This window comes from Lentzea chajnantorensis, assembly GCF_054300775.1.
In genome coordinates this window covers 1,002,607-1,021,694 of the sequence record NZ_JBSDZT010000002.1, presented here as the reverse complement: position 1 = coordinate 1,021,694, position 19,088 = coordinate 1,002,607, and the positions used below count along the sequence as shown (strand labels likewise).

Sequence of the window (19,088 nt, the reverse complement as noted above, 5' to 3'; positions counted from 1 at the left end):
TGCCGCGAACGTGCGTGATCTCCTCGATGCCAGGTTGCTCGGGGGAGAGGACGTGCCGTGACCGCGGTGCTGCAACTTGAGTGGGCCGCGGCCGGCGGCGGAGGAAGAGCGGAAACCGTGGGGGATTTCGCTGAGTTCGTGCGCGTGTCGATGCCGGGGCTGCTGCGGTACGGGCACGCCCTGACGGGCAATCCGCACGACGCGGCAGACCTGGTCCAGTCGGTCCTGGAGAAGGTGGGCTCGCGCTGGCCCGCCGTGTTGCGCAAGGGGGACGACCCGCTCGCGTACGTGCGCAGGGCCATGGCGAACACGCACATCAGCACCTGGCGCCGGCGTCGCCGCGAGAACCTCGTGGCGGACTTCCCGGACACGCCGGTGACGTCGGACCTGAGCCGGCTCGAGCACGAGCCGCTGTGGCAGGCGCTGCGCGACCTGCCGCCGAGGCAGCGCGCCGTGGTCGTGCTGCGCTACTACGAGAACCTCAGCGAGGCCGAGATCGCGCACGCGCTGGGGATCTCCTGCGGCACCGTGAAGAGCCAGGCCAGCAAGGCGATGGCGAGTCTGCGGACACGCCTGGGGAGGGACTGACGTGAACGTCGAGGACGAGCTGCGCCGGCTCTTCAAGGACGACGAACGCCTCGATCTGCACGTCTCGTCCCGTGCGGAGGAGACGGTCGTCCGCGGTGCCCGGCGCCGCCGGCAACGCCGCAGCACCGCCGCCGGGGCGTTCGCGGTGGTGGTGCTGATCGGCGCCGGCGTGGGCCTGGTGCAGCTCAGGCACGGCCCGGTGGACACGGACGTGGCCGGGTCGGCGCTCTCGACCTCCGCCCCGTCCACGACGACCCCGCCGCCGTCGACCACCGTGATCACCGAGACGATCACCGTGCCGGCGGACGTGCCTCCCACGAGCGGCACCCACCCCGGCAACGGCAACGGCAACACCGGCAGTGGCAGCACCACGAAGTCGACGACGGGCACCACGACGCCGCCCCGCGCCCCGGAGGCGGCGGCACCGGTCTACAACAAGCTGCGGCTGACGATGACCGAGGCCGACGCGCTGAAGACCGAGATGCTGGTCCCGCCGAAGCCCCAGCCGGACGAGGCGTGCAAGAACTACGCCATGACGTCGGTGAACGACCCGAATGCCGTCATCATCTCCGCGGCCAGGGGAATCGTCCGGATCACGTTGCCCGAGTACGCCAAGACGTCGAGGAACATCGGCGCCGGGTCGACGGTCACCGATCTCAGGAACGCCTATCCGACCGCCACCCAGAACGGTTCGGAGCTCGTCGTGCAGATGAACACGTCACCGAAGTGGTTCTACGTCTTCGAGAACGACGGCACCACGGTCAAGACCGTGCGCATGCGCCTCGCCGACAGCGACTGTTCCGGAGCTTGACCCGACGTGGCCGAAGCGGCGGAGAACTGAAAAGGCCCGTCTCACCGAATTCGGTGGGACGGGCCCCAGATCAGGCACTCAGACGTGCGGAGGAAAACTACAGCGCGCCACCGGCGGCCGTGGGAGCACTCGGGTCGGCGCCTTCGTCGCCCACGTTCTCGCGGGTGAGGAAGTTCTCCACGTAGAACATGTTGCCGTCCGCGCGGTCCATGATGGTGAGCAGCGTCTTCATCGAGGAGACCTCCTCGACCTGCTCCTTCAGGAACCACTGCAGGAACTGCTCGCCGATGTAGTCGCTCTCCTCGCGAGCGGCCTGGGCCAGCGCCACGATCTGGTCGGTGACCTGCTGCTCCTGGCGCAGGGCGAGGTCGACGAGGTCGCGCGGCGCCTTGAACTCGTTGATCGGCGTCTCGGTGCCGGGAATGACGACCCGGATGTCGTTGTCCATCAGGAAGCGCACGATCATCATGGCGTGGTTGCGCTCTTCGAGGGCCTGCTTGTAGAAGTGCGCCGCGAGGCGCGGCAGGTCCTCGTTGTCGAACCACACCGCGAGTGCGGTGTACTGCTGCGAGGCGGAGAACTCGTGACCGACCTGGGCCTGCAGCAGCTCGTGGAACTTCGACTTCTTGGACAGGATCTTCTTCACGTTCGAGGCCATGCGGAGTACGGTAGCCGAAAACAACGGCTCCTGCATTCCAGGAAAAGCTAACCTTTGTTTGGAAAGGTAATCCAAACAAAGGTTAGGCGTTCCTAAGGAAAAATCAGACCAGTGGAGCGCGGTCGATCGGGCACGACATGCAGCGGGGGCCGCCGCGACCGGAACCCAGCTCGGAACCGGCGATGCGGAGCACCTCGACGCCGGCGTCCTCCAGGCGCGCGTTGGTCTCCACGTTGCGCTCGTACGCCACGACCAGACCGGGGCCGACCGCCAGCGTGTTGTTGCCGTCGTCCCACTGCTCGCGCTCGGCGGTGACGACGTCCAGGCCGGTGTCGATCACGCGCAGGCGCTCGATGCCCATCGCCTCGGCCGCCGCCTCCAGGAACGGCACCGGGCCGTCCACGCGCACGCCGCCGTCGCCGTCGGACTTCAGCGGGTAGGCGGTGAGGGAGTCGCTGATCGCCGGGTACATCACCACGGCGTCGCGGTCCACCATCGTGCACACGGTGTCGAGGTGCATGGTGGCGCGTTCCTGCTTGATCGGCACCGCCAGCACCGTGTGCGCGAGACCGTCCGCGAGCGCGGAGCGGGCGAACGACTCGGCGCCGGCAGGGGTGGTGCGCTCGCCGACGCCGATCGCGATCACGCCGGGCGCGAGCAGCAGGACGTCGCCGCCCTCCAGCGGGGCCGAGTGCGCGCCGTACGCGCGGCCGGTGCGGCGGAACCGCGGGTGGTAGGCGTAGATCAGGTCCGTCAGCGTCGTCTCGCGGTCGCGGGCGGGCAGTGCGAGCGACGTGATGGCCACGCGGTCGCCGACCCACACCGACGAGTCGCGGGTGAAGAGCAGGTTCGGCAGCGGGTCGACGGCGAAGTCGATCGGCAGGTGCATCTTGCGCACCAGCGACGCGCCCTCGGCGGCGGGCAGCTCCTCGAACGTCATGCCGGTCGTCAGCACCTGCGCCAGCTGCGGGGCCGGCAGCGAGGTGAGGTGGCTGCGCAGCGCGTCGGCCAGGTCGATGCCGAGGCGGCGCTCGTTGACGGCGCTGTGGATGCCCGCGATGCGCGCGCGGCTGTCCTCCAGGGCCTGCACCAGGACGTCCGACAGCAGCAGGACCTCAACGCCACGCGAGGTCAGCGTCGCGGCGAACGCGTCGTGCTCCTCCTGGGCCCTGCCGACCCACGGCACGCCGTCGAACAGCAGCTGGTCGTTGTTGCGCGGGGTGAGCCTCTTGAGCTCGTTGCCCGGCCGGTGCAGCAACACCGTGCGCAGGGGGCCGACCTCGCTGTCCACGCGCGGCGCGGCGTCCGGGAGTGCTTCGGTCTCAGCGATCGTGTGCGCAGTCACCGGACGAGCGTAACCCTGAACAGCACAAATCGCCGCTCCAGCGCCTAAAATGGCAACGAATGCGGTGTAATTCCGCGAACTACCACCGAATCATTAAGGCAACCAGCTGACTTTGCCGCGCAACATTGTGTAGCCCACGAACGCCACCACGTCGAGGATGGTGTGAGCGATCACCAGCGGCCACAACCGCCTGGTCCGCTGCCAGTAGAAGCCGAACACCAGCCCCATCACCAGGTTGCCGACGAACCCGCCGAAGCCCTGGTAGAGGTGGTACGAGCCGCGCAGCACGGCCGCCGCGAACAGCGCCGTGTACCGCCGCCACCCCAGCTGTTCGAGCCGGGTGATCAGGTACCCGACGACGAGCACCTCCTCCGCCCAGGCGTTGCCGGCGGCGGCGAGGACCAGCGCCACGCTCATCCACCACTGGTCGTCCAGGGTGGACGGTTGCACCGCGAGGTTCAGCCCGAGCCCCCACGCGGCGAAGTAGAACGCGAGCCCCGGGATGCCGATGACCGCGGCGAGACCCAGCGCGCCGAGCGAGTCGGCGAGCTTGCGGGTGCCGTCCAGGCCGACGACCCGCAGCTTGATCCCGGTGCGCCACAGCAGGTAGAGCCCGATCCCGCCCCACGCGGCGAGCTGCAGCACGCTCAGCAGCTGGGCGACGAGGTCGAGCAGGTCGGCACGCGCCTGCGGGACGTTGATCGCGACCGACTGCTGGTTGAGCGGGGTCGGCTGGAGCAGGCTGTCGACCAGTCGCACGAGGCTGCGCAGGCCGGACAGGCCCAGCGTCATGCTGAAGACGATCAGCAGCTCGATCCGGTAGCCGCGCTTCTCGGCGTCGGGGATGAGCGCAGGTTCGGTCACCCGGCTGACGCTACCTCGGTGATCAGCGCTGGGAGAGGAACGGGCAACCCATCAGGCGGCGCAGCTCGGCGGCGAGCTCGGTCGGCGTGCTGACCGGCCTGGAGAACGCGATCCGCACGTCGTGGTCGTCGCACTCCGCCTCGACCCGCAGCCGCAGCCCGAACCGGTCGAGCCCGAGCGGCCGCACGTGCCCGTTCCGCAGCTCCTCCGGCAGGTGGCGGGCCAGCTGGCCGACGACGTCGCGGTGGGCGGCCTCCAGGTGGCGCAGCCAGTGGTCCTCGTTGCCGCAGAACGGGTCCGGCGTCGCGCTCGCGAACTGCTCCGGCCGCACCGACGACGTGCCCTCGGCGTCCGCGATCACCAGCGAGGCGGGCGTCAGCCGCAGCACCGCGGCGCCGTGGCCCGCGTCCAGCAGCCGGTGGTCGGCTCGCACGTCGGCGACCGCGAGGACCTCGTCGCGTGCCTCCTGGCCGTCGAGCGCGGTGACCCAGCCGGTGAGCCACAGCAGGCCGCGGACGGGCTCGCGCAACGCCACCGGCGCCTGGTCGGCGATCTCCAGCATCGCCGTCACCTCGGCGCGCGGGGCCTGCCACAGCTGACCGACCAGCGGGTGCTCGTCGGCCAGCAGCAGGATCGCGGTGCCGCACGGGTGGACGTGGTGGAACAGCGGACTGGTCCGCGTTCCCGCCTGGGGGAGCAGCGCGGCGCTGCCACCGCGAGCGGCGATCGTGCGCGCGCGCTCGGCGGCATGCGGGGCCGGCGGGCGCCTTGTCTGGGTGTCGGTCACCGCTGCACCTCCTCGAAGGTTAGGCAAGCCTAACTTAGCCGTGCTCGTCCTGGGAAGCGTCACCTGTACGGTGGACAGGTGGTCGTGCCCAACAAGCCGTCCACCGAGGTGACGGCGCTCGATGACCAGTGGACCCGGCACTGCGTCGACCGGGCGAGCCGTCGTGCCCTGGTGTGGACCGTCCTGGCCGGTGCGGCCTTCGTCCTCCAGTTCGTCCTGGTGCTCACGTGGTCGTGGTCGTCGCCCGTGGCGCTGCTGCTGCTCTTCTTCGCGGCAGTCGTGCTCTGGCGGGTGACACGCCGTCGACCGGTGCGTTTACCGGAAGGCGAACCGTGGCATTTCGCTCGTGCGGAGTGGGAAGGAGGGCGTCTGGTCGTGATGGGGTCACCGCCTCTCTTGCTGACCGTGCACGTCGGTCCGTTCCTGCGCGGGCGGATCGCGCGGCACAAGCGCGTCTGGTTCGTCCCGCCGGACGCGGCCGGCAACACCGTCGTCACCTTCCGGGGAGTTCCCCAGCTCATCCCTGCGCGCGTGCACACATGATGCTCGGGACGTGGAGCGACACCTGCCTCGCGCGAGCCGACCGCCGCGCGGTCGGGCACATCCTGTTCGGGGTCGCGGTCTTCTGCGGCGTGCTGTGGGTCGACTGGATCTGGCTCACCGTGCTGTCCGTGCCGGTCGTGCTGGAGCTCGCCGCACCCGGCCTGCGGCACTTCTTCCAGCGCCGCGGCACGCGCCAGCTCATCGAGCGCTTCCCGTGGCGGCAGGTCGGGGTGCGGTTCGTGCCCGGCAAGCGCATCGGGCGACAGGCCTACCTGCGCGTCGACGGCTCGGAGAACGACCTGCGGCTGCCCGAGATCCCTGAACGCGCCCGCGTCCTGGTCCGGCACACCGGCCGGATCTGGGTCGCCGGACCGGACGAGCGCGGCCGGGTCGTGGCGATGACCCGCGGTCTCGCGTTCCTGGTGCGCGGCCGGGTCGTGGACCGCTAGCGGGCTAACGGCCCGTCGCGATGCCCTCGGACTCCGCCCACTGCGTGAGGTCGTCCTTGCGCAGCGCCGCCGCCAGCAGCTCCGGGAACTTGTCCGGCGTGCAGGCGAAGGCGGGCGCTCCCAGCGCCGACAGCTTCGCCGCCAGGTCGTGGTCGTAGGCCGGGGTGCCGCTGTCGCTCAACGCCAGCAGGTTCACCACCGTGACACCGCTCGCGACCAGCTCGCGCACCCGGCGCTGCAGCTCGGTCTCCGACCCGCCCTCGTACAGGTCGCTGATGATCACCACGACCGTGTCCGTCGGTCTGCGGACCTGCGTCTGCGCGTACGCGACCGCGCGGTTGATGTCCGTGCCGCCGCCCAGCTGCGCGGAGAACAGCAGGTCCACCGGGTCGTGCAGCAGGTCGGTGAGGTCCGCGACCTCGGTGTCGAACACGACGAGCCGGGTGGAGACCGAGCGGATCGAGGCGAGCGCCGAACCGAGGACGGCGGCGTGCACCAGCGAGTCCGCCATCGAACCCGACTGGTCGACCAGCAGGACCACGTCCCGCATCGCCGCGGCCCGGCTGCGCCTGCGGTGGCCGATCAGGTCCTCGACGACCACCGTCCGGTGCTGCGGCTGGTAGTTCTTCAGGTTCGCCTTGATCGTGGTCGCCCAGTCGACGTCCGGCAGCTGCGGCCGGTGCGTGCGCTTCGACCGGTCCACGGCACCCCGCACGGCCTCGACGAGCCGGTCGGCGATCCGGCGCTCGATGTCCTCGACCACCTTGCGGACCACGGCCTTCGCGGTGTCGCGGGTGCGGGCCGGGATCGCGCGGGAGAGCTGCAGCAGCGTGCTCACCAGGTGCACGTCCGGTTCGACGGACTCCAGCAGCTCCGGTTCGAGCAGCAGCTGGCGCAGGCCGAGCTTCTCGACCGCGTCCCGCTGCATGACCTGGACGACCGAGGTGGGGAAGTACCTGCGGACGTCGCCGAGCCACCGGTGCAGCTGCGGCGAGCTGGCGCCCAGACCCGCACCGCGGTCACCGCCGCCGCCGTAGAGACCGGTCAGCGCGCCGTCGCGGCGTTCGTCGTCACCGTCGAGCTGGGCCACGTCCTCGGCGCTCGGTCCCAGCAGCAGACGCCACCGCCGCAGGCGCTCCTCGGTCATTTGAGAGCGGCCGCCACTTCTTCGGCCGCACGCACGACATGAGGGCCCACGACGTCCGCGTCGAGCTTCTCCAGCGCCACCACACCCACGGACGCCCGCAGGCCCGGTACGCCCCGCACGGGCGCCGCGACGCCGTACGCGTTCGGTTGCAGCTCACCCGCAGAGACGACCCACAGCTCGCCCGGCTGCGAGATGGCCTTGCCGGCCGCCCCGCGGTGCACCGGGTGGCGGGAACCCACCCGGTACGCCACGTGGAAAGCGGTCCACGACGGTTCGACGACGGCGACGGCCTGCGCCTCGCCGCCGTCGGCGACGGTCAGGTGCGCGGTGGCGCCGACCTTCTCCGCGAGCTCGCGCAGCGCCGGGTTCGCCGCCATCCGCAGCTGCGGCAGCACGTTCGCCGCGAGCCGCAGCACGCCCAGGCCCAGCCGGACCTTGGACCCCTCGCGGCGCACGAGCCCGCGCGCCTGCAGGGGCACCAGGAGCCGGTAGACGGCCGCCCTGGAGGCGCCGATGGCCGTGGCGAGCTCGGAGATCGAAGGAGCCTCCGACTCCGCCTCCGCGACAGCCTGGAGGAGCGCCAGACCCCGTTCCAGGGTCAGCGAGCTCTCCTTCGTCGCTCCGACCATCACGCACTCCGAACTGTGCCCACCACCTCGGCGAGACCGACCACCGAACCTCCCTCGCCGGGCGCCGTCGCGGTCAGCCTGACCGTGTCGCCGTCCTCCAGGAACGTCCGCGTGGAGCCGTCGTCGAGCTTGAACGGTTCCTTGCCGCCCCAGCTCAGTTCCAGGAACGAGCCGCGTTCGTCCTTCTCCGGCCCGGAGACCGTGCCAGAGGCGAACAGATCACCTGGGCGCACGGTAGCCCCGTTCACCGTCATGTGGGCGAGTTGTTGCACAAACGACCAAGACATCTCGCGGAACGGCGGCCGCGCGACGATCGTGTCGTTCAGCTCGACCGTGATGGTGATGTCCAGACCCCACGGCTGGTCGCAGGTCAGGTAGTCGTGCAGCTTGTTCGGCAGCGGCGGGGTCGGCACCCGTGCCACCGAGAACGCCTCCAGCGGCGTGATCCAGGCACCGATCGACGTGGCGAACGACTTGGCCAGGAACGGGCCGAGCGGCTGGTACTCCCATGCCTGGACGTCGCGCGCCGACCAGTCGTTGACCAGCGCGACGCCGAAGACGTGCTCGGCCGCGCGGCTGGTCGACACGTTCGCCGCCTGCGGGCCACCGCAGACGAACCCGACCTCGGCCTCGATGTCGAGCCGTTCGGACGGGCCGAACTTCGGGCCGTCGCTGCCGCGCTTCTGGCCGTTCGGGCGCTTGATGTCCGTGCCGGAGACGTACACCGTGCCCGCGCGGCCGTGGTAGCCGATCGGCAGGTGCGTCCAGTTCGGCGTGAGCGGGTCGCCGTCGGGGCGGAACATCCGGCCGACGTTCTCCGCGTGGTGCATGGAGCTGTAGAAGTCCACGTAGTCGCCGACCGTGAACGGCAGCTTCGCGGTGTCGATGGGCACGAGCTCCGCACCCTTGGGAGCGGACGTCCCCCTGACGATCTCGCGCAGCTTCGCCCGCAGCGCGCTCCAGACCGGACGGCCGGCCTTGAGCAGGTCGTCGAGCGAGTCGCCCTGGACGTACTCGCTGCACTTGCCGAGCCCGAGCGTCTTCAGCAGCAACGCCTGGTCGCCCACGCGCACGGCGACACCGTCGGCCACCACGCCGTAGGGCAGGGTCTGCGGGCCGAACGGCTGGTCCTCGGTGAAGTTCGGGTCGCTGATCCAGCTCACAGCAGTCCCAGCTCCTCGAGGTCGGAGACCGGCTCGGAGAGCGAGCACGAGCCGTAGCTCGCGAAGACGCCGCGGACCGCGTGGGCGGCCTGGTCGCTCAGCGCCTTGGCCTCGGCGGTGAGCGCCGCGGCGTCGGTGCTCGCCAGCGCCTCGCGCACGTCCCGGCCGCTCAGCGATCGGGCCGTGGCGACGAGGAGGTTCAGGAAGCCGTGGTGGGTGAAGCCCTGCTCGTCGGTGTAGCGGACGGCCCGGTGCAGGCCGGCGGTCGCCTTGAACGCGACCCCGCCACCGCTGACGACGGACAGGAAGTCACCGACCTCCTCGACGCTCGGGAAGTTCTCCTGGCTCAGCCCGCCGCAGCGGAGCTTGGGCCAGCTGCCGTGCTCGATGACCCTGCGCACGCCGTCGAGCCACTCTGGCCCGCCGCGCCGGGGTTCCACGACGCGGATGACGTCCTCGGGGACGAACTCCGACACGCGTTCGAGCCACACCTCGTCCACATCGGACGGTGCGGGCATCTCGACCATGCGCAGGGCGAGCAGCTCACTGCGCGACTCGACGATCGACACGGCCTTCGGCACGCCGCCGAGGCCGGTGTCGATCACGAGGCTCAGTGCGATCGGTTTGGGGGGCTTGACCTTGATCAGCTCGGTGATCAGCTCGGCGAGCCGGGAGGCCGGGCACAGGAAGAGACCCATGACGCCAGACCACTCGCCGACTCGTCCGTCGAGGTGACCGCGCACCGCGTCGGGCATCGACGCGTTCCCCGGAGGGAACAGCGCGGCATCGTCCACAAGCCTCGCGAGCAGGGGCGGAGTACCGCGCGGACCGGGCGCACGGAGTTCGACAGCGCTTGACACGGCTGACACGCTAGCCGGGTATCGGTAAGTGAACAAAGATGTCCGATAGTCGAACGCCCGGAGAGACGTCATGGCCTACTACCGCCAGGTCGGGGAGATCCCCCGAAAGCGCCACACCCAGTTCCGCAAACCGGACGGTGGGCTCTACGCGGAAGAGCTGATGGGGGTCGAGGGTTTCTCCGCCGACTCGGCGCTGCTCTACCACCGGTACCTGCCCACGGCGATCGTCAACGCGGAGACCGTGAAGGACGAGCGCGGGACCGTGGCGCCGAACCTGCCGTTGAAGCCGCGGCACTTCAAGACGCAGGACCTGACCTGGGCCTCCGACGAGGTCGACGCGGTGACCGGGCGGCGCCGGCTGTTCCACAACCCCGACGTGACCATCGGCTTCGTCCGCGCCTCCGCGCCGTCGCCGTTGTACCGCAACGCCTCCGGTGACGAGCTGCTGTACGTGCAGTCCGGGTCCGGCGTCGTCGAGACGATCTACGGCGCGCTGGAGGTGAGCGACGGCGACTACGTCGTCATCCCGACCTCGTGCACCTACCGGGTCGTGCCGTCGGAGCCGATGTCGTTGCTGGTGCTGGAGGCGACCGGGCACATCGGGCCGCCCAAGCGCTACCTGTCGAAGGCCGGGCAGTTCCTGGAGCACTCGCCCTACTGCGAGCGCGACATCCGCGGGCCCGTCGAGCCGCTGCTGGTCGAGGGCACCGACGTGGACGTGCTCGTGCGGCACCGGGCCGGGCTGACCAGGTTCACCTACGCCAACCACCCGTTCGACGTCGTCGGCTGGGACGGGCACCTGTACCCGTGGGCGTTCAACATCCGCGACTTCGAACCGATCACCGGCCGCGTGCACCAGCCGCCGCCCGTGCACCAGACGTTCGAGGGACCGAACTTCGTCGTGTGCTCGTTCTGCCCGCGCAAGGTCGACTACCACCCGCTGGCCGTTCCGGTGCCCTACAACCACGCGAACGTCGACTCGGACGAGCTGATGTTCTACGTGGGCGGCAACTACGAGGCCCGCAAGGGCTCGGGGATCGGCATCGGCTCGATGTCGCTGCACCCGTCCGGCTGCACGCACGGGCCGCAGCCGGGAGCGGTCGAGGCGTCCCTGGGCGTCGACTACTTCGACGAGACCGCGGTCATGGTCGACACGTTCCGCCCGCTGGAGCTCGGCGAGGCCGCGGAGTCGTGCGAGGACCCGGCCTACGCGTGGACGTGGGCACGTCGGGGTCCGGCCTGATTTTTTGTCGGGGGTGCTCGCTAGTTTGGTCGGGTGAGGACACGTGCCGTTCCGACGCGCTGGCAGGGCCTGGGCAAGGCCCTGCCGGTGCTGTGGGGGCTGTACACCGGCTCCGGCTCCGTGCCGTACCGCGTGTGCGTCGACCTCGCGGCGGGGTCGGCGAAGTGCACGTGCCCGTCGCGGAAGTTCCCGTGCAAGCACGCGGTGGGGTTGCAGGAGCTGGACCTGCCCGACGCGCTGCCACCCGAGTGGGTCGAGGAGTGGACCGCCCGCCGCGCCACCCGTGAGCTGGACGCCTCACCGGAGGCCGTCGCACGGCGGGTCCGCGCGCGGGAGAAGGCGGCGGCGAACCGGGCCGCCGCGATGTCGTCCGGGATCGACGGCCTGCGCGACTGGCTGCTGGACGTCACCTCCGCGGGGATCGCGTCGCTGCCGGGCCGCCCCGCGTCGTGGTGGCAGGCGTTCACCGCGCGCATGATCGACGCGCAGGTCCCCGGCGTGGCCGCGGCGGTGGGCGAGATCCACGAGATCGTGGCCCGCTCGGGCCCGTCGTGGACCTCGGACGTCGCCGACCGCCTGGGCGGCCTGCACCTGCTGTGCGCCGTGCAGCCGCGGTCGCGCCTCGGCGTGACGGTGCCGGAGGAGACCGTGCGGTCCGGACCCGGTTGGTCCGACCGCTGGGTGGCGCTGCTGCGCCTCGACACCGACGACGGCAGGGTCCGGACCGTCCGGCAGTGGTGCTGGGGCCGTCAGACGGGCCGCTGGGTGGTCGCAATCCGCCATTCCGCGGTGGGTGCGCCGGTTCCGCTGCTGCCGCACGGCCTGGAGTCGTCTGCCGAGGTGCACCCGTACCCCGGCTCGGACCGCGTGGCGCTGGGGGAGCTGGCCGGTTCCCGCGCGCCGGACCCGGTGCCGGCGCCGCCGTCGTGGCGGACGTCCCTGGCCTCCCTGGAACCGATGCTGCTGGCCGACCCGTGGCAGCGCCTGTTCCCGCTGGGCTGCGCCTCGGTGCGCCTCTGCGGCAGCTCCCTCGCCGACCCCTCCGGCCACGCGCTGCCGGTCCGCGACGACACCGGCCTGGACATGGCGCTGGCACTCACCGGCGGCGAGCCGTTCGACGCGTGGGGCCTGTGGGACGGCCACGTGCTGCGGCTGGGCGCGATCGCGGTGGACGGCCGCCTGGAGGTGGTGGCATGACCTCTTCGTCGCCCCGCGTTCCACGGCCGCTGGTGGCCGCGACTGCGCTGGCGCGCGCCCGTTCCGGTGGGCTCGCCGCCGTGCCGCCGACCCGGCCCCTGAGGCGCGCCCCACGGCCGCCGGTAGCCGCCGCTGCGCTGGCCTCCGCCCGTTCCGGCGGGCTCGCCGCCGTGCTGTCGTACGCCCGCCTCGGCATGCCCGCCGCCGCGCCCGTCCCGCACCACCCCGGCCAGATCGTCATGGCTGCCTCGCCGCACCTCGTCGACGGCCTCGCCGCCCCTCCGACGCTCCGCGCCCGCCACCTCGGTTCCGCGCCACATCGCCACCCGCGCGTCGACCACCTCGGTTCCGCGCTGCGCCGCCACCACCCGAGCCCCGCGCCTGGTGCCCACCACCTCGGTTCCGCGCCGCGCGCCCACCCCGGCCCCGCCGCGCGCCGCCACCACCCAAGCCCCGGGCCCGGCGTCCGCCACTCCGGCCCCGCGCCACGCCCCCACCCCGGCCCCGCCGCGCGCCACCACCACCCAAGCCCCGCGCCGCGCCCCCACCGCGCCACCCGCCGCCCCCACACTCCCGCACACCCCCATCCCACCCCGGAGGTGGCCGCGTGAAGGCCGACTGGTCCGCCGCGGTCCAAAACCTCCTCCTCGGCACGGCCAGGGGCGGCGGCGACCCCGCCGAGCTGCTCTCCGACTGCGCCGCCCTCGGCGTGGCCGCGTTCGGTGCCACCCTGCCGCCCGAGACGTCCGCCGACCCGCTCCCGCCCGCCCCGCGGGAGACCGCCGCCTTCCCCAGGCCGGCTGCCAAGGCCGTCCTCGAAGCGATCATGAACCTCGACGACGAGGTGCTGCTGACCGAGTGGTGCGCGCTGGCCAAGGCCGGCGGCGTCGTGGCGGAGCACCGGATGCTCCCGGCGCTGCTCGCCCTCGGCACCGCGCGCCCCGGCCTGCGGGCCGCCGTGGTCGAGGTGCTCGGCACGCGCGGCCGCTGGCTCGCGAACACCCGCCCCGGCTGGGCCTGGGCCAGCGGGGCGGCGCCGCTCGTCGACGAGGTGCCGCTCGACGAGGTCCTCGACCTGCCCAGCGCCCAACGGGTCCGGGCGCTGCGCCGCAAGCGCAAGGCGGATCCGGCCGGGGTCGGCGCGTTCATCGCGGCGGAGTTCGCGGCCTCTCCCCGCGCGGCAGACCGGCAGGTGCTGGTCAGTGCGCTGGAGACCGGTCTGAACGAGCAGGACGAGCGGCTGCTCGAAGCGGCGCTCGACGACAAGGCCGCCGCCGTGCACGACGAGGCCCTCCGGCTCCTGCGGAAGCTGGGGCGGACGCGTCTCGCCGCCCGCGCCGCCCACCGGCTGCGCCACGGCCTGCGCCTCACCGCGGACGGGCTCGACGTCCGGCCCGACGGGTTGTGGACCGGGCCGGCCGGCCCATCGGAGCTGCGCGACCTCATGCGCGACGGGTCCGAGAAGGGCGTGGGCGGGCGCATCCGGGCCGCGGCCGCGAGCGTGCCGCCGTCGTACTGGACCTCGACGCTCAAGGCCGACGACGCCAGGGCGGCCGGCATCCTGCGGAGGGGGCCGTGGGCCGCCGCGTTGCTCAGGGGAGTGGCCGACCAGCTCGCCGCCGCGCAGGACCCGCGACCGTGGGCCGTTGCCGCCGCCGAGACGCTGACCGGCATGGAGCAGCTCGAGATGCTGGCGGCGTTGCCGGCCGAGGTGGCCGAGCAGGCGGTCGTGGCCGTGTCGAAGAACTGGCACTACGACCTGCTCGACCACGCCTGCTCCCAGCTGCCGGCGCCCTGGTCGCCGGAGACCACCAGGGCGCTGCTGCACCGCTACGCCGCGCTGCCCGACCCGCGCTGGCGGTCCGGCAGGCCGCCCAACGTGCTGCTGGCCAGGGGTGACGCGGACCTGCTCGGCGCCAGCTGGGAGGCTCTGACCCGTCGCTGGCCGGAGAGCTCGCTGGAGCTGGAGGTCCTCGGGCTCCGGATCCGCTTGCGCGAATCGTTCGCACCACCGATCCAGGAGGCACCGTGACCGCCGTGCTCAGGCCGACGGCCGAACAGCAGTACGCCGCCGAGCTGGCTGCCGTCGCGGCCCACGACGACCGCGAGAAGCCGCCGAACTGGCGGTTGTCGCCCCAGGCGGTGGTCACCTACGTCCTCGGCGGCACGCTTCCCGACGGCACGGTCATCAGCCCGAAGTACGTCGGCGCGCGGAGGCTGGTCGAGGTCGCGGTCGGCACCCTGGTCACCGACCGCGCGCTGCTCCTGGTGGGGGTGCCGGGCACGGCCAAGTCGTGGCTGAGCGAGCACCTCGCCGCCGCCGTCAGCGGTGACAGCACCCTCGTGGTGCAGGGGACCGCGGGCACGAGTGAGGACCAGGTCCGCTACGGCTGGAACTACGCGCGGCTCATCGCAGAAGGCCCCAGCCACAACGCCCTGGTGCCCAGCCCGGTCCTCAGGGGCATGCAGCGGGGGGCGGTGGTCCGGGTCGAGGAGCTGACCCGCATGCCGTCGGAGGTCCAGGACTCGTTCATCACGGTGCTGTCGGAGAAGTCGCTGCCGGTGCCGGAGCTCAACACGCAGGTGCAGGCGGTGCCGGGCTTCACGGTCATCGCCACGGCCAACGACCGCGACCGCGGCGTCAACCAGATGTCGTCGGCCCTCGCGCGCCGGTTCAACACCGTCGTCCTCCCGCCGCCCGCGACCGAGGACGCCGAGGTCGAGATCGTCATCACCAGGGCCCAGCAGCTCGGCAGGGCGTTGCAGCTGCCCGCCGAGCCGCCGGCGCTCGACGAGGTGCGCAGGGTGGTGCGGATCTTCCGCGAGCTGCGCAACGGGTCCACCGTGGACGGCCGGACCCAGCTGAAGAAGCCCAGCGGCAGCCTGTCCACGGCGGAGGCCATCTCGGTCGTCGCCAACGGCATGGCGCTGGCCGGGCACTTCGGCGACGGCACGCTCGGGGCGGACGAGCTCGCCAACGGCCTGATCGGGGCCGTCATCAAGGACCGCGTGTCGGACGCGACCGTGTGGCAGGAGTACGTGGAGACCGTGCTCAAGGAGCGGGCCGAGTGGCGTGACCTCTACCGGGCCTGCCTGGACGCCGGCGGTGAGTGAGCCGGTCCTCCTCGGCATCCGGCACCACGGGCCCGGCTCTGCCCGCATGGTCCGGCGGGCGCTGGAGCAGACGCGGCCCGCGCTGATCCTGGTCGAGGGGCCGCCGGAGGCGGACGCGCTGCTGGAGCACGTCCACGCGCTCACGCCGCCGGTCGCGGTCCTGCTGCACGACGAGGCGGAGCCGGAGAACGCCGCGTTCTGGCCGTTCGCGGAGTTCTCGCCGGAGTGGCAGGCGTTGCGGTACGCCGACGCGAACGGGGTCGGGGTGCGGTTCTTCGACCTGCCCGCGGCCGCGTCGATCGGGGACGACGGGCCCAGCGGCACCGTCGACCCCATCGGGCTGCTGGCGGAGGCCGCCGGGTTCGACGACCCCGAGCGGTGGTGGGAGGACGTCGTCGAGCACAGCGCCACGGACCCGCTCGACCTCGCCGCGGCCATCAGCGAGGCGATGGTGGCGGTGCGCAGCGAGTTCGAGGGCGAGGTCGGCGAACGCACGTTGCGCAGGGAAGCGTTCATGCGGCAGACGATCCGCAAGGCGCGCAAGCAAACCGACGGGCCGATCGTCGTCGTCTGCGGTGCGTGGCACGTGCCGGCGTTGTTGCAGAAACCGACGGTCGCGCACGACACGGCGTTGTTGAAGGGCTTGCGGCGCAGGAAGATCAGCGGCACGTGGGTGCCGTGGAGCCACGGTCAGCTGGCCGCGGAGTCCGGCTACGGCGCGGGGGTCGACTCGCCCGGCTGGTACGCGCACCTGTGGCAGCACCAGGAGGACGTGGTGCCGCGGTGGTTCGCCAAGGCGGCCGCGGTGCTCAGGGAAGAGGACCTGCCGGCGTCCACGGCGAGCGCGGTGGAGGCGGTCCGGCTCGCGGAAACCCTTGCGGCGCTGCGGGAACGGCCGTCCGCCGGGTTGAGCGAGGTCACCGAGGCCGCGCTGGCCGTGCTGTGTGGCGGCGACGAGGTCCCGCTCAAGCTCGTCCACCGCAAGCTCGTCGTCGGCGAACGCCTCGGCGAGGTCGGGGAAGCCGTCCCGCGGTCGCCGCTGGCGACGGATCTCCAGCGCCTGCAACGGAAACTTCGCCTGCCCGCCGACGTGCAGCCCAAGCAGCTCAAGCTCGACCTGCGCAAGGACACCGACCGCGAACGGTCGAAGCTCCTGCAGCGGCTGGAGGTCCTCGGCGTGCCGTGGGGGAAGCCGGACCGGTCGAACTCGCTCGGCACGTTCGCCGAGGTGTGGCAGCTGCGCTGGGACCCGGTGTTCGCGGTGTCCGTCGCGGTCGCCGCACGGCACGGCACGACCGTCCACACGGCAGCGGAGAACGTGCTGACCCAGGCCGCCGAGCAGGCGAGCCGGGTCGCCGAAGCCGCGGGAACGCTCGGCAAGGCCGTCGGGTGCGAGCTGCCGGGTGCCGTCGCCGCCGCCCGGGACGCGCTCGACCGGTGCGCCGCGCTCGCCACCGACGCCCTCGAACTGCTCGCCGCCCTTCCCGACCTGGCGCGGACCGTCCGCTACGGCTCCGTCCGCGGCACCGACCCCGAGCTGCTGCGCGTCGCCCTGCACGGCCTGCTGACCCGCGGCGCCGTCGGGTTGCCGCTGGCCTGCCGCAACGTCGACGACGAGACGGCGGAGCACGCGCTCGCCACCGTCGACGGCGCCCACGAGGCCACCCGGCTCGCCGCCGACGAGGAGCACCAGGCCACCTGGTGGCGGGCCCTGCACGCGCTGGTCAAGGCAGAGGCGCACGGCCTGCCCACCGGCCGCGCCACCCGCCTGCTGTGGGAGGCGGGGGAGCTGACCAGCGACGACGTCGCGGCGAAGCTGCACCGCTCGGTCGCGACGGCGTTCGTCGCCGGCTTCCTGCGCGGGTCGGCGACGCTGCTGGCGGCCGACCCGCGGCTGTTCGGGCTCATCGACGAGTGGCTGACCGGTCTGCGCGGTGACGCGTTCGACGACGCGCTGCCGCTGCTGCGCCGCGCCATCACCGACTTCACCCCGGCCGAGCGGCGGCTGCTCGGGGAACGGGTCGTCGCCGGTGCCGCGCCGCAGCCGGTGGCCGACGGCGAGTGGGACCTCGGCATCGCCGAACGCCTCGCCGCCCACGTCCGCGGCCTGCTGGCCCGAGTTTGACGATCTTCGAAACCGCGCACCCCAGCACCGTGACCGCACCTGACGAAGCCCGCCTCGACGAGTCCCAGCAGCTCATCGACGAGGCCAAGAAGATCGCCCACGACCTGCGCGAGACGACGCCCGACCCGGCTCCCGCCGAGCCGAAGACCGAGGAGGGCTCACCCGCGAACTGAGCGGCGCGGGGTCAGACCGACCACGGCGGCGTGATCGTCCGCCCGTCGGCCAGCGTCCCGGTGATGCCCACCGAGGTCGCCACGAGCACGCGCGCCGGTCCGCCGGTCAGCGCGAGCTCGGTGTCCGGCGGCACGACGACCGCGTCGCCGGGTCCGGCGGTCTGCCCCTGGATCGTCACGGACCCGGACAGCACGTAGAACACCTCCTCCTTGGACGCCCGGTGCGGCGTCCCGTCGCCCCCTTCCGGCACGTCGACCGTCCACAGCGCGATCTCCGCGCTGCCCGTCGACATCGGCGCGCACCTCGGCGTCACGAAACAGGCGGCCGCGAAGATCGTCGCCGAGCTCGACGAGTGGGGTTACGTGCTGCGCGAACCGCACCCGACGGACAAGCGCGCCCAGTACGTCACGCTGACCACGAAGGGCCGCGACTACCTGAAGTTCGCCGACGTCCTGTGGTCCGACCTGGAGAACGAGATGGCGGAGGCGGTCGGCGCGGACACCGTCGCGACCGTCAAGGCGGGCCTCACCGCGTACCTGCAGCACGTGCACGGTGAGGACCAGCCCGGGTTGCGACCGGTGTGGTGACTCAGAAGACCTGCGTCAGGGCGATCACGCCGAACACCGCGAAGACAGCGCCGGCCACGCGCTGGATCCAGTGCGTGGGCAGCCGGCCGGCGAGCTTGCGCCCGACCAGCACCGCGAGCCCCGCCACGGCGACCAGCGCGAGCCACGCCCCGAGGCCCACGGCGAGCGGGGCGCCGTAGCGTGCGGTGATGCCGGCGGTCGCGAGCTGCGACGCGTCACCCCACTCGGCCGCGAACAGCACGCCGAACGACGTCAGCGCGGCGCGCCAGAACGGCACGTCGGTGCGCGTCCCGGCCTCGTCGGCGGAGTCCTCCTCCTTCGAGAACCCCTCCTTGAGCAGCAGGAACGCACCCACGAGGAACAACGTGGCGACGATGCCCGCGACCAGCCGGTCGGGGAGCAGGGTGATCGCCGTCCCGAACGCCGCACCGACGACGGTCTGCACGGCGAAGGCCGCGATGACGCCCACGAACACCGGCCAGGCGCGGTAGCGCGTGGTCAGCACCAGGGTCGCGACCATGGTCTTGTCCGGGAGCTCGACCAGGAACACCACCGCGAAAGCGGTGAGGAACGCGAGCAGTGAGGTGGTCAAGAGGGTCCTCCACGTCCGAGTACGAACCCGGACGGAGGCGCAACAGACCCCGACCGGGCGTGCTGCAAAGCCCGGCCGGAGGTCTCGTTCGCCCGTACAAGACGGGTGTGGCACCGGATCCGCTCGAAGGCGGATCAGTATGTCGATCACCACGCCACCGGCTGAACGCTCCGGTGGGAACTACTCCCCTCTGGCGCATCCATCCTAACCGA

General features: G+C 72.2%; 22 protein-coding genes. 12 read left to right on the top strand and 10 right to left on the bottom strand.

Annotated features, from left to right (window positions below; genetic code table 11):
- Nucleotides 1-66: 66 nt before the first annotated feature.
- The gene (locus ACVDFE_RS05605; protein WP_458434271.1) at nucleotides 67-588 is read left to right on the top strand and encodes a SigE family RNA polymerase sigma factor; all 522 of its coding nucleotides are present in this window, start codon (nucleotides 67-69) and stop codon (nucleotides 586-588) included.
- 1 nt (nucleotide 589) lies between these two features.
- Nucleotides 590-1,399: a hypothetical protein gene (locus tag ACVDFE_RS05600; protein ID WP_458429786.1), complete on the top strand. Its 810-nt coding sequence runs from the start codon at nucleotides 590-592 to the stop codon at nucleotides 1,397-1,399.
- A gap of 97 nt (nucleotides 1,400-1,496) precedes the next feature.
- On the opposite strand, the gene ACVDFE_RS05595 is transcribed toward ACVDFE_RS05600, so the two are convergent.
- The 4 genes from ACVDFE_RS05595 to ACVDFE_RS05580 all read right to left on the bottom strand — a co-directional run bounded on the left by ACVDFE_RS05595 (nucleotide 1,497) and on the right by ACVDFE_RS05580 (nucleotide 5,053).
- Nucleotides 1,497-2,057 (bottom strand): ferritin, encoded by a 561-nt coding sequence (locus ACVDFE_RS05595; protein ID WP_360397006.1) that lies wholly within the window; start codon nucleotides 2,055-2,057, stop codon nucleotides 1,497-1,499.
- Nucleotides 2,058-2,160: 103 nt separating this feature from the next.
- Nucleotides 2,161-3,348: an arginine deiminase gene (locus tag ACVDFE_RS05590; protein ID WP_458434270.1), complete on the bottom strand. Its 1,188-nt coding sequence runs from the start codon at nucleotides 3,346-3,348 to the stop codon at nucleotides 2,161-2,163.
- A 147-nt stretch (nucleotides 3,349-3,495) separates the two neighbouring features.
- Nucleotides 3,496-4,194 carry a CPBP family intramembrane glutamic endopeptidase gene (locus tag ACVDFE_RS05585; protein ID WP_458434269.1) on the bottom strand — a complete coding sequence of 233 codons (699 nt, stop codon included), beginning with the start codon at nucleotides 4,192-4,194 and terminating at the stop codon, nucleotides 3,496-3,498.
- A gap of 94 nt (nucleotides 4,195-4,288) precedes the next feature.
- Nucleotides 4,289-5,053, bottom strand: a complete 765-nt coding sequence (locus tag ACVDFE_RS05580; protein WP_360397003.1) for a DUF2470 domain-containing protein — start codon at nucleotides 5,051-5,053, stop codon at nucleotides 4,289-4,291.
- 78 nt (nucleotides 5,054-5,131) lie between these two features.
- On the opposite strand from ACVDFE_RS05580, the gene ACVDFE_RS05575 reads away from it, so the two are divergent.
- Both ACVDFE_RS05575 and ACVDFE_RS05570 read left to right on the top strand, forming a co-directional pair.
- Complete coding sequence (locus ACVDFE_RS05575; protein WP_360397002.1) at nucleotides 5,132-5,596, top strand: hypothetical protein; 465 nt, start codon at nucleotides 5,132-5,134, stop codon at nucleotides 5,594-5,596.
- On the top strand, nucleotides 5,593-6,045 hold the full coding sequence (locus tag ACVDFE_RS05570) for a hypothetical protein (protein ID WP_360397001.1): 453 nt from the start codon (nucleotides 5,593-5,595) through the stop codon (nucleotides 6,043-6,045). The genes ACVDFE_RS05575 and ACVDFE_RS05570 overlap by 4 nt, the downstream gene beginning before the upstream one ends.
- Before the next feature lie 4 nt (nucleotides 6,046-6,049).
- On the opposite strand, the gene ACVDFE_RS05565 is transcribed toward ACVDFE_RS05570, so the two are convergent.
- Genes ACVDFE_RS05565 through ACVDFE_RS05550 form a run of 4 tightly spaced genes read right to left on the bottom strand, consistent with a single transcriptional unit; the run spans nucleotide 6,050 to nucleotide 9,844 of the window.
- On the bottom strand, nucleotides 6,050-7,192 hold the full coding sequence (locus tag ACVDFE_RS05565) for a VWA domain-containing protein (RefSeq protein ID WP_458429784.1): 1,143 nt from the start codon (nucleotides 7,190-7,192) through the stop codon (nucleotides 6,050-6,052).
- Complete coding sequence (locus ACVDFE_RS05560; RefSeq protein WP_360396999.1) at nucleotides 7,189-7,821, bottom strand: IclR family transcriptional regulator; 633 nt, start codon at nucleotides 7,819-7,821, stop codon at nucleotides 7,189-7,191. The genes ACVDFE_RS05565 and ACVDFE_RS05560 overlap by 4 nt, the downstream gene beginning before the upstream one ends.
- Complete coding sequence (locus ACVDFE_RS05555; RefSeq protein WP_458429783.1) at nucleotides 7,821-8,984, bottom strand: fumarylacetoacetate hydrolase family protein; 1,164 nt, start codon at nucleotides 8,982-8,984, stop codon at nucleotides 7,821-7,823. The genes ACVDFE_RS05560 and ACVDFE_RS05555 overlap by 1 nt, the downstream gene beginning before the upstream one ends.
- Nucleotides 8,981-9,844 carry a hypothetical protein gene (locus ACVDFE_RS05550; protein WP_458429782.1) on the bottom strand — a complete coding sequence of 288 codons (864 nt, stop codon included), beginning with the start codon at nucleotides 9,842-9,844 and terminating at the stop codon, nucleotides 8,981-8,983. The genes ACVDFE_RS05555 and ACVDFE_RS05550 overlap by 4 nt, the downstream gene beginning before the upstream one ends.
- A gap of 70 nt (nucleotides 9,845-9,914) precedes the next feature.
- On the opposite strand from ACVDFE_RS05550, the gene ACVDFE_RS05545 reads away from it, so the two are divergent.
- Genes ACVDFE_RS05545 through ACVDFE_RS05515 form a run of 7 tightly spaced genes read left to right on the top strand, consistent with a single transcriptional unit; the run spans nucleotide 9,915 to nucleotide 17,696 of the window.
- The gene (locus ACVDFE_RS05545) at nucleotides 9,915-11,087 is read left to right on the top strand and encodes a homogentisate 1,2-dioxygenase (RefSeq protein WP_458429781.1); all 1,173 of its coding nucleotides are present in this window, start codon (nucleotides 9,915-9,917) and stop codon (nucleotides 11,085-11,087) included.
- Between the two features lie 33 nt (nucleotides 11,088-11,120).
- The gene (locus ACVDFE_RS05540) at nucleotides 11,121-12,284 is read left to right on the top strand and encodes an SWIM zinc finger family protein (protein ID WP_458429779.1); all 1,164 of its coding nucleotides are present in this window, start codon (nucleotides 11,121-11,123) and stop codon (nucleotides 12,282-12,284) included.
- Nucleotides 12,281-12,895 carry a hypothetical protein gene (locus tag ACVDFE_RS05535; RefSeq protein WP_458429777.1) on the top strand — a complete coding sequence of 205 codons (615 nt, stop codon included), beginning with the start codon at nucleotides 12,281-12,283 and terminating at the stop codon, nucleotides 12,893-12,895. The genes ACVDFE_RS05540 and ACVDFE_RS05535 overlap by 4 nt, the downstream gene beginning before the upstream one ends.
- Nucleotides 12,892-14,316, top strand: a complete 1,425-nt coding sequence (locus tag ACVDFE_RS05530) for a DUF5691 domain-containing protein (protein ID WP_458429775.1) — start codon at nucleotides 12,892-12,894, stop codon at nucleotides 14,314-14,316. The genes ACVDFE_RS05535 and ACVDFE_RS05530 overlap by 4 nt, the downstream gene beginning before the upstream one ends.
- Nucleotides 14,313-15,398, top strand: a complete 1,086-nt coding sequence (locus ACVDFE_RS05525; protein WP_458429773.1) for an ATP-binding protein — start codon at nucleotides 14,313-14,315, stop codon at nucleotides 15,396-15,398. The genes ACVDFE_RS05530 and ACVDFE_RS05525 overlap by 4 nt, the downstream gene beginning before the upstream one ends.
- Nucleotides 15,391-17,523, top strand: a complete 2,133-nt coding sequence (locus ACVDFE_RS05520; RefSeq protein WP_458429771.1) for a DUF5682 family protein — start codon at nucleotides 15,391-15,393, stop codon at nucleotides 17,521-17,523. Before ACVDFE_RS05525 ends, ACVDFE_RS05520 begins: the two co-directional genes overlap by 8 nt.
- Before the next feature lie 29 nt (nucleotides 17,524-17,552).
- Nucleotides 17,553-17,696 (top strand): hypothetical protein, encoded by a 144-nt coding sequence (locus ACVDFE_RS05515; RefSeq protein ID WP_360396990.1) that lies wholly within the window; start codon nucleotides 17,553-17,555, stop codon nucleotides 17,694-17,696.
- Between the two features lie 11 nt (nucleotides 17,697-17,707).
- On the opposite strand, the gene ACVDFE_RS05510 is transcribed toward ACVDFE_RS05515, so the two are convergent.
- A complete protein-coding gene (locus ACVDFE_RS05510; RefSeq protein ID WP_458429770.1) occupies nucleotides 17,708-17,899 on the bottom strand; it encodes a hypothetical protein in 192 nt (63 codons plus the stop codon).
- A 7-nt stretch (nucleotides 17,900-17,906) separates the two neighbouring features.
- Here ACVDFE_RS05510 and ACVDFE_RS05505 point away from each other — a divergent pair, with 7 nt between their 5' ends.
- Nucleotides 17,907-18,284 carry a MarR family winged helix-turn-helix transcriptional regulator gene (locus ACVDFE_RS05505; protein WP_458429769.1) on the top strand — a complete coding sequence of 126 codons (378 nt, stop codon included), beginning with the start codon at nucleotides 17,907-17,909 and terminating at the stop codon, nucleotides 18,282-18,284.
- Nucleotide 18,285: 1 nt separating this feature from the next.
- Here ACVDFE_RS05505 and ACVDFE_RS05500 read toward each other — a convergent pair whose 3' ends face one another.
- Complete coding sequence (locus ACVDFE_RS05500) at nucleotides 18,286-18,864, bottom strand: TMEM165/GDT1 family protein (protein ID WP_458434268.1); 579 nt, start codon at nucleotides 18,862-18,864, stop codon at nucleotides 18,286-18,288.
- Nucleotides 18,865-19,088 lie beyond the last annotated feature (224 nt).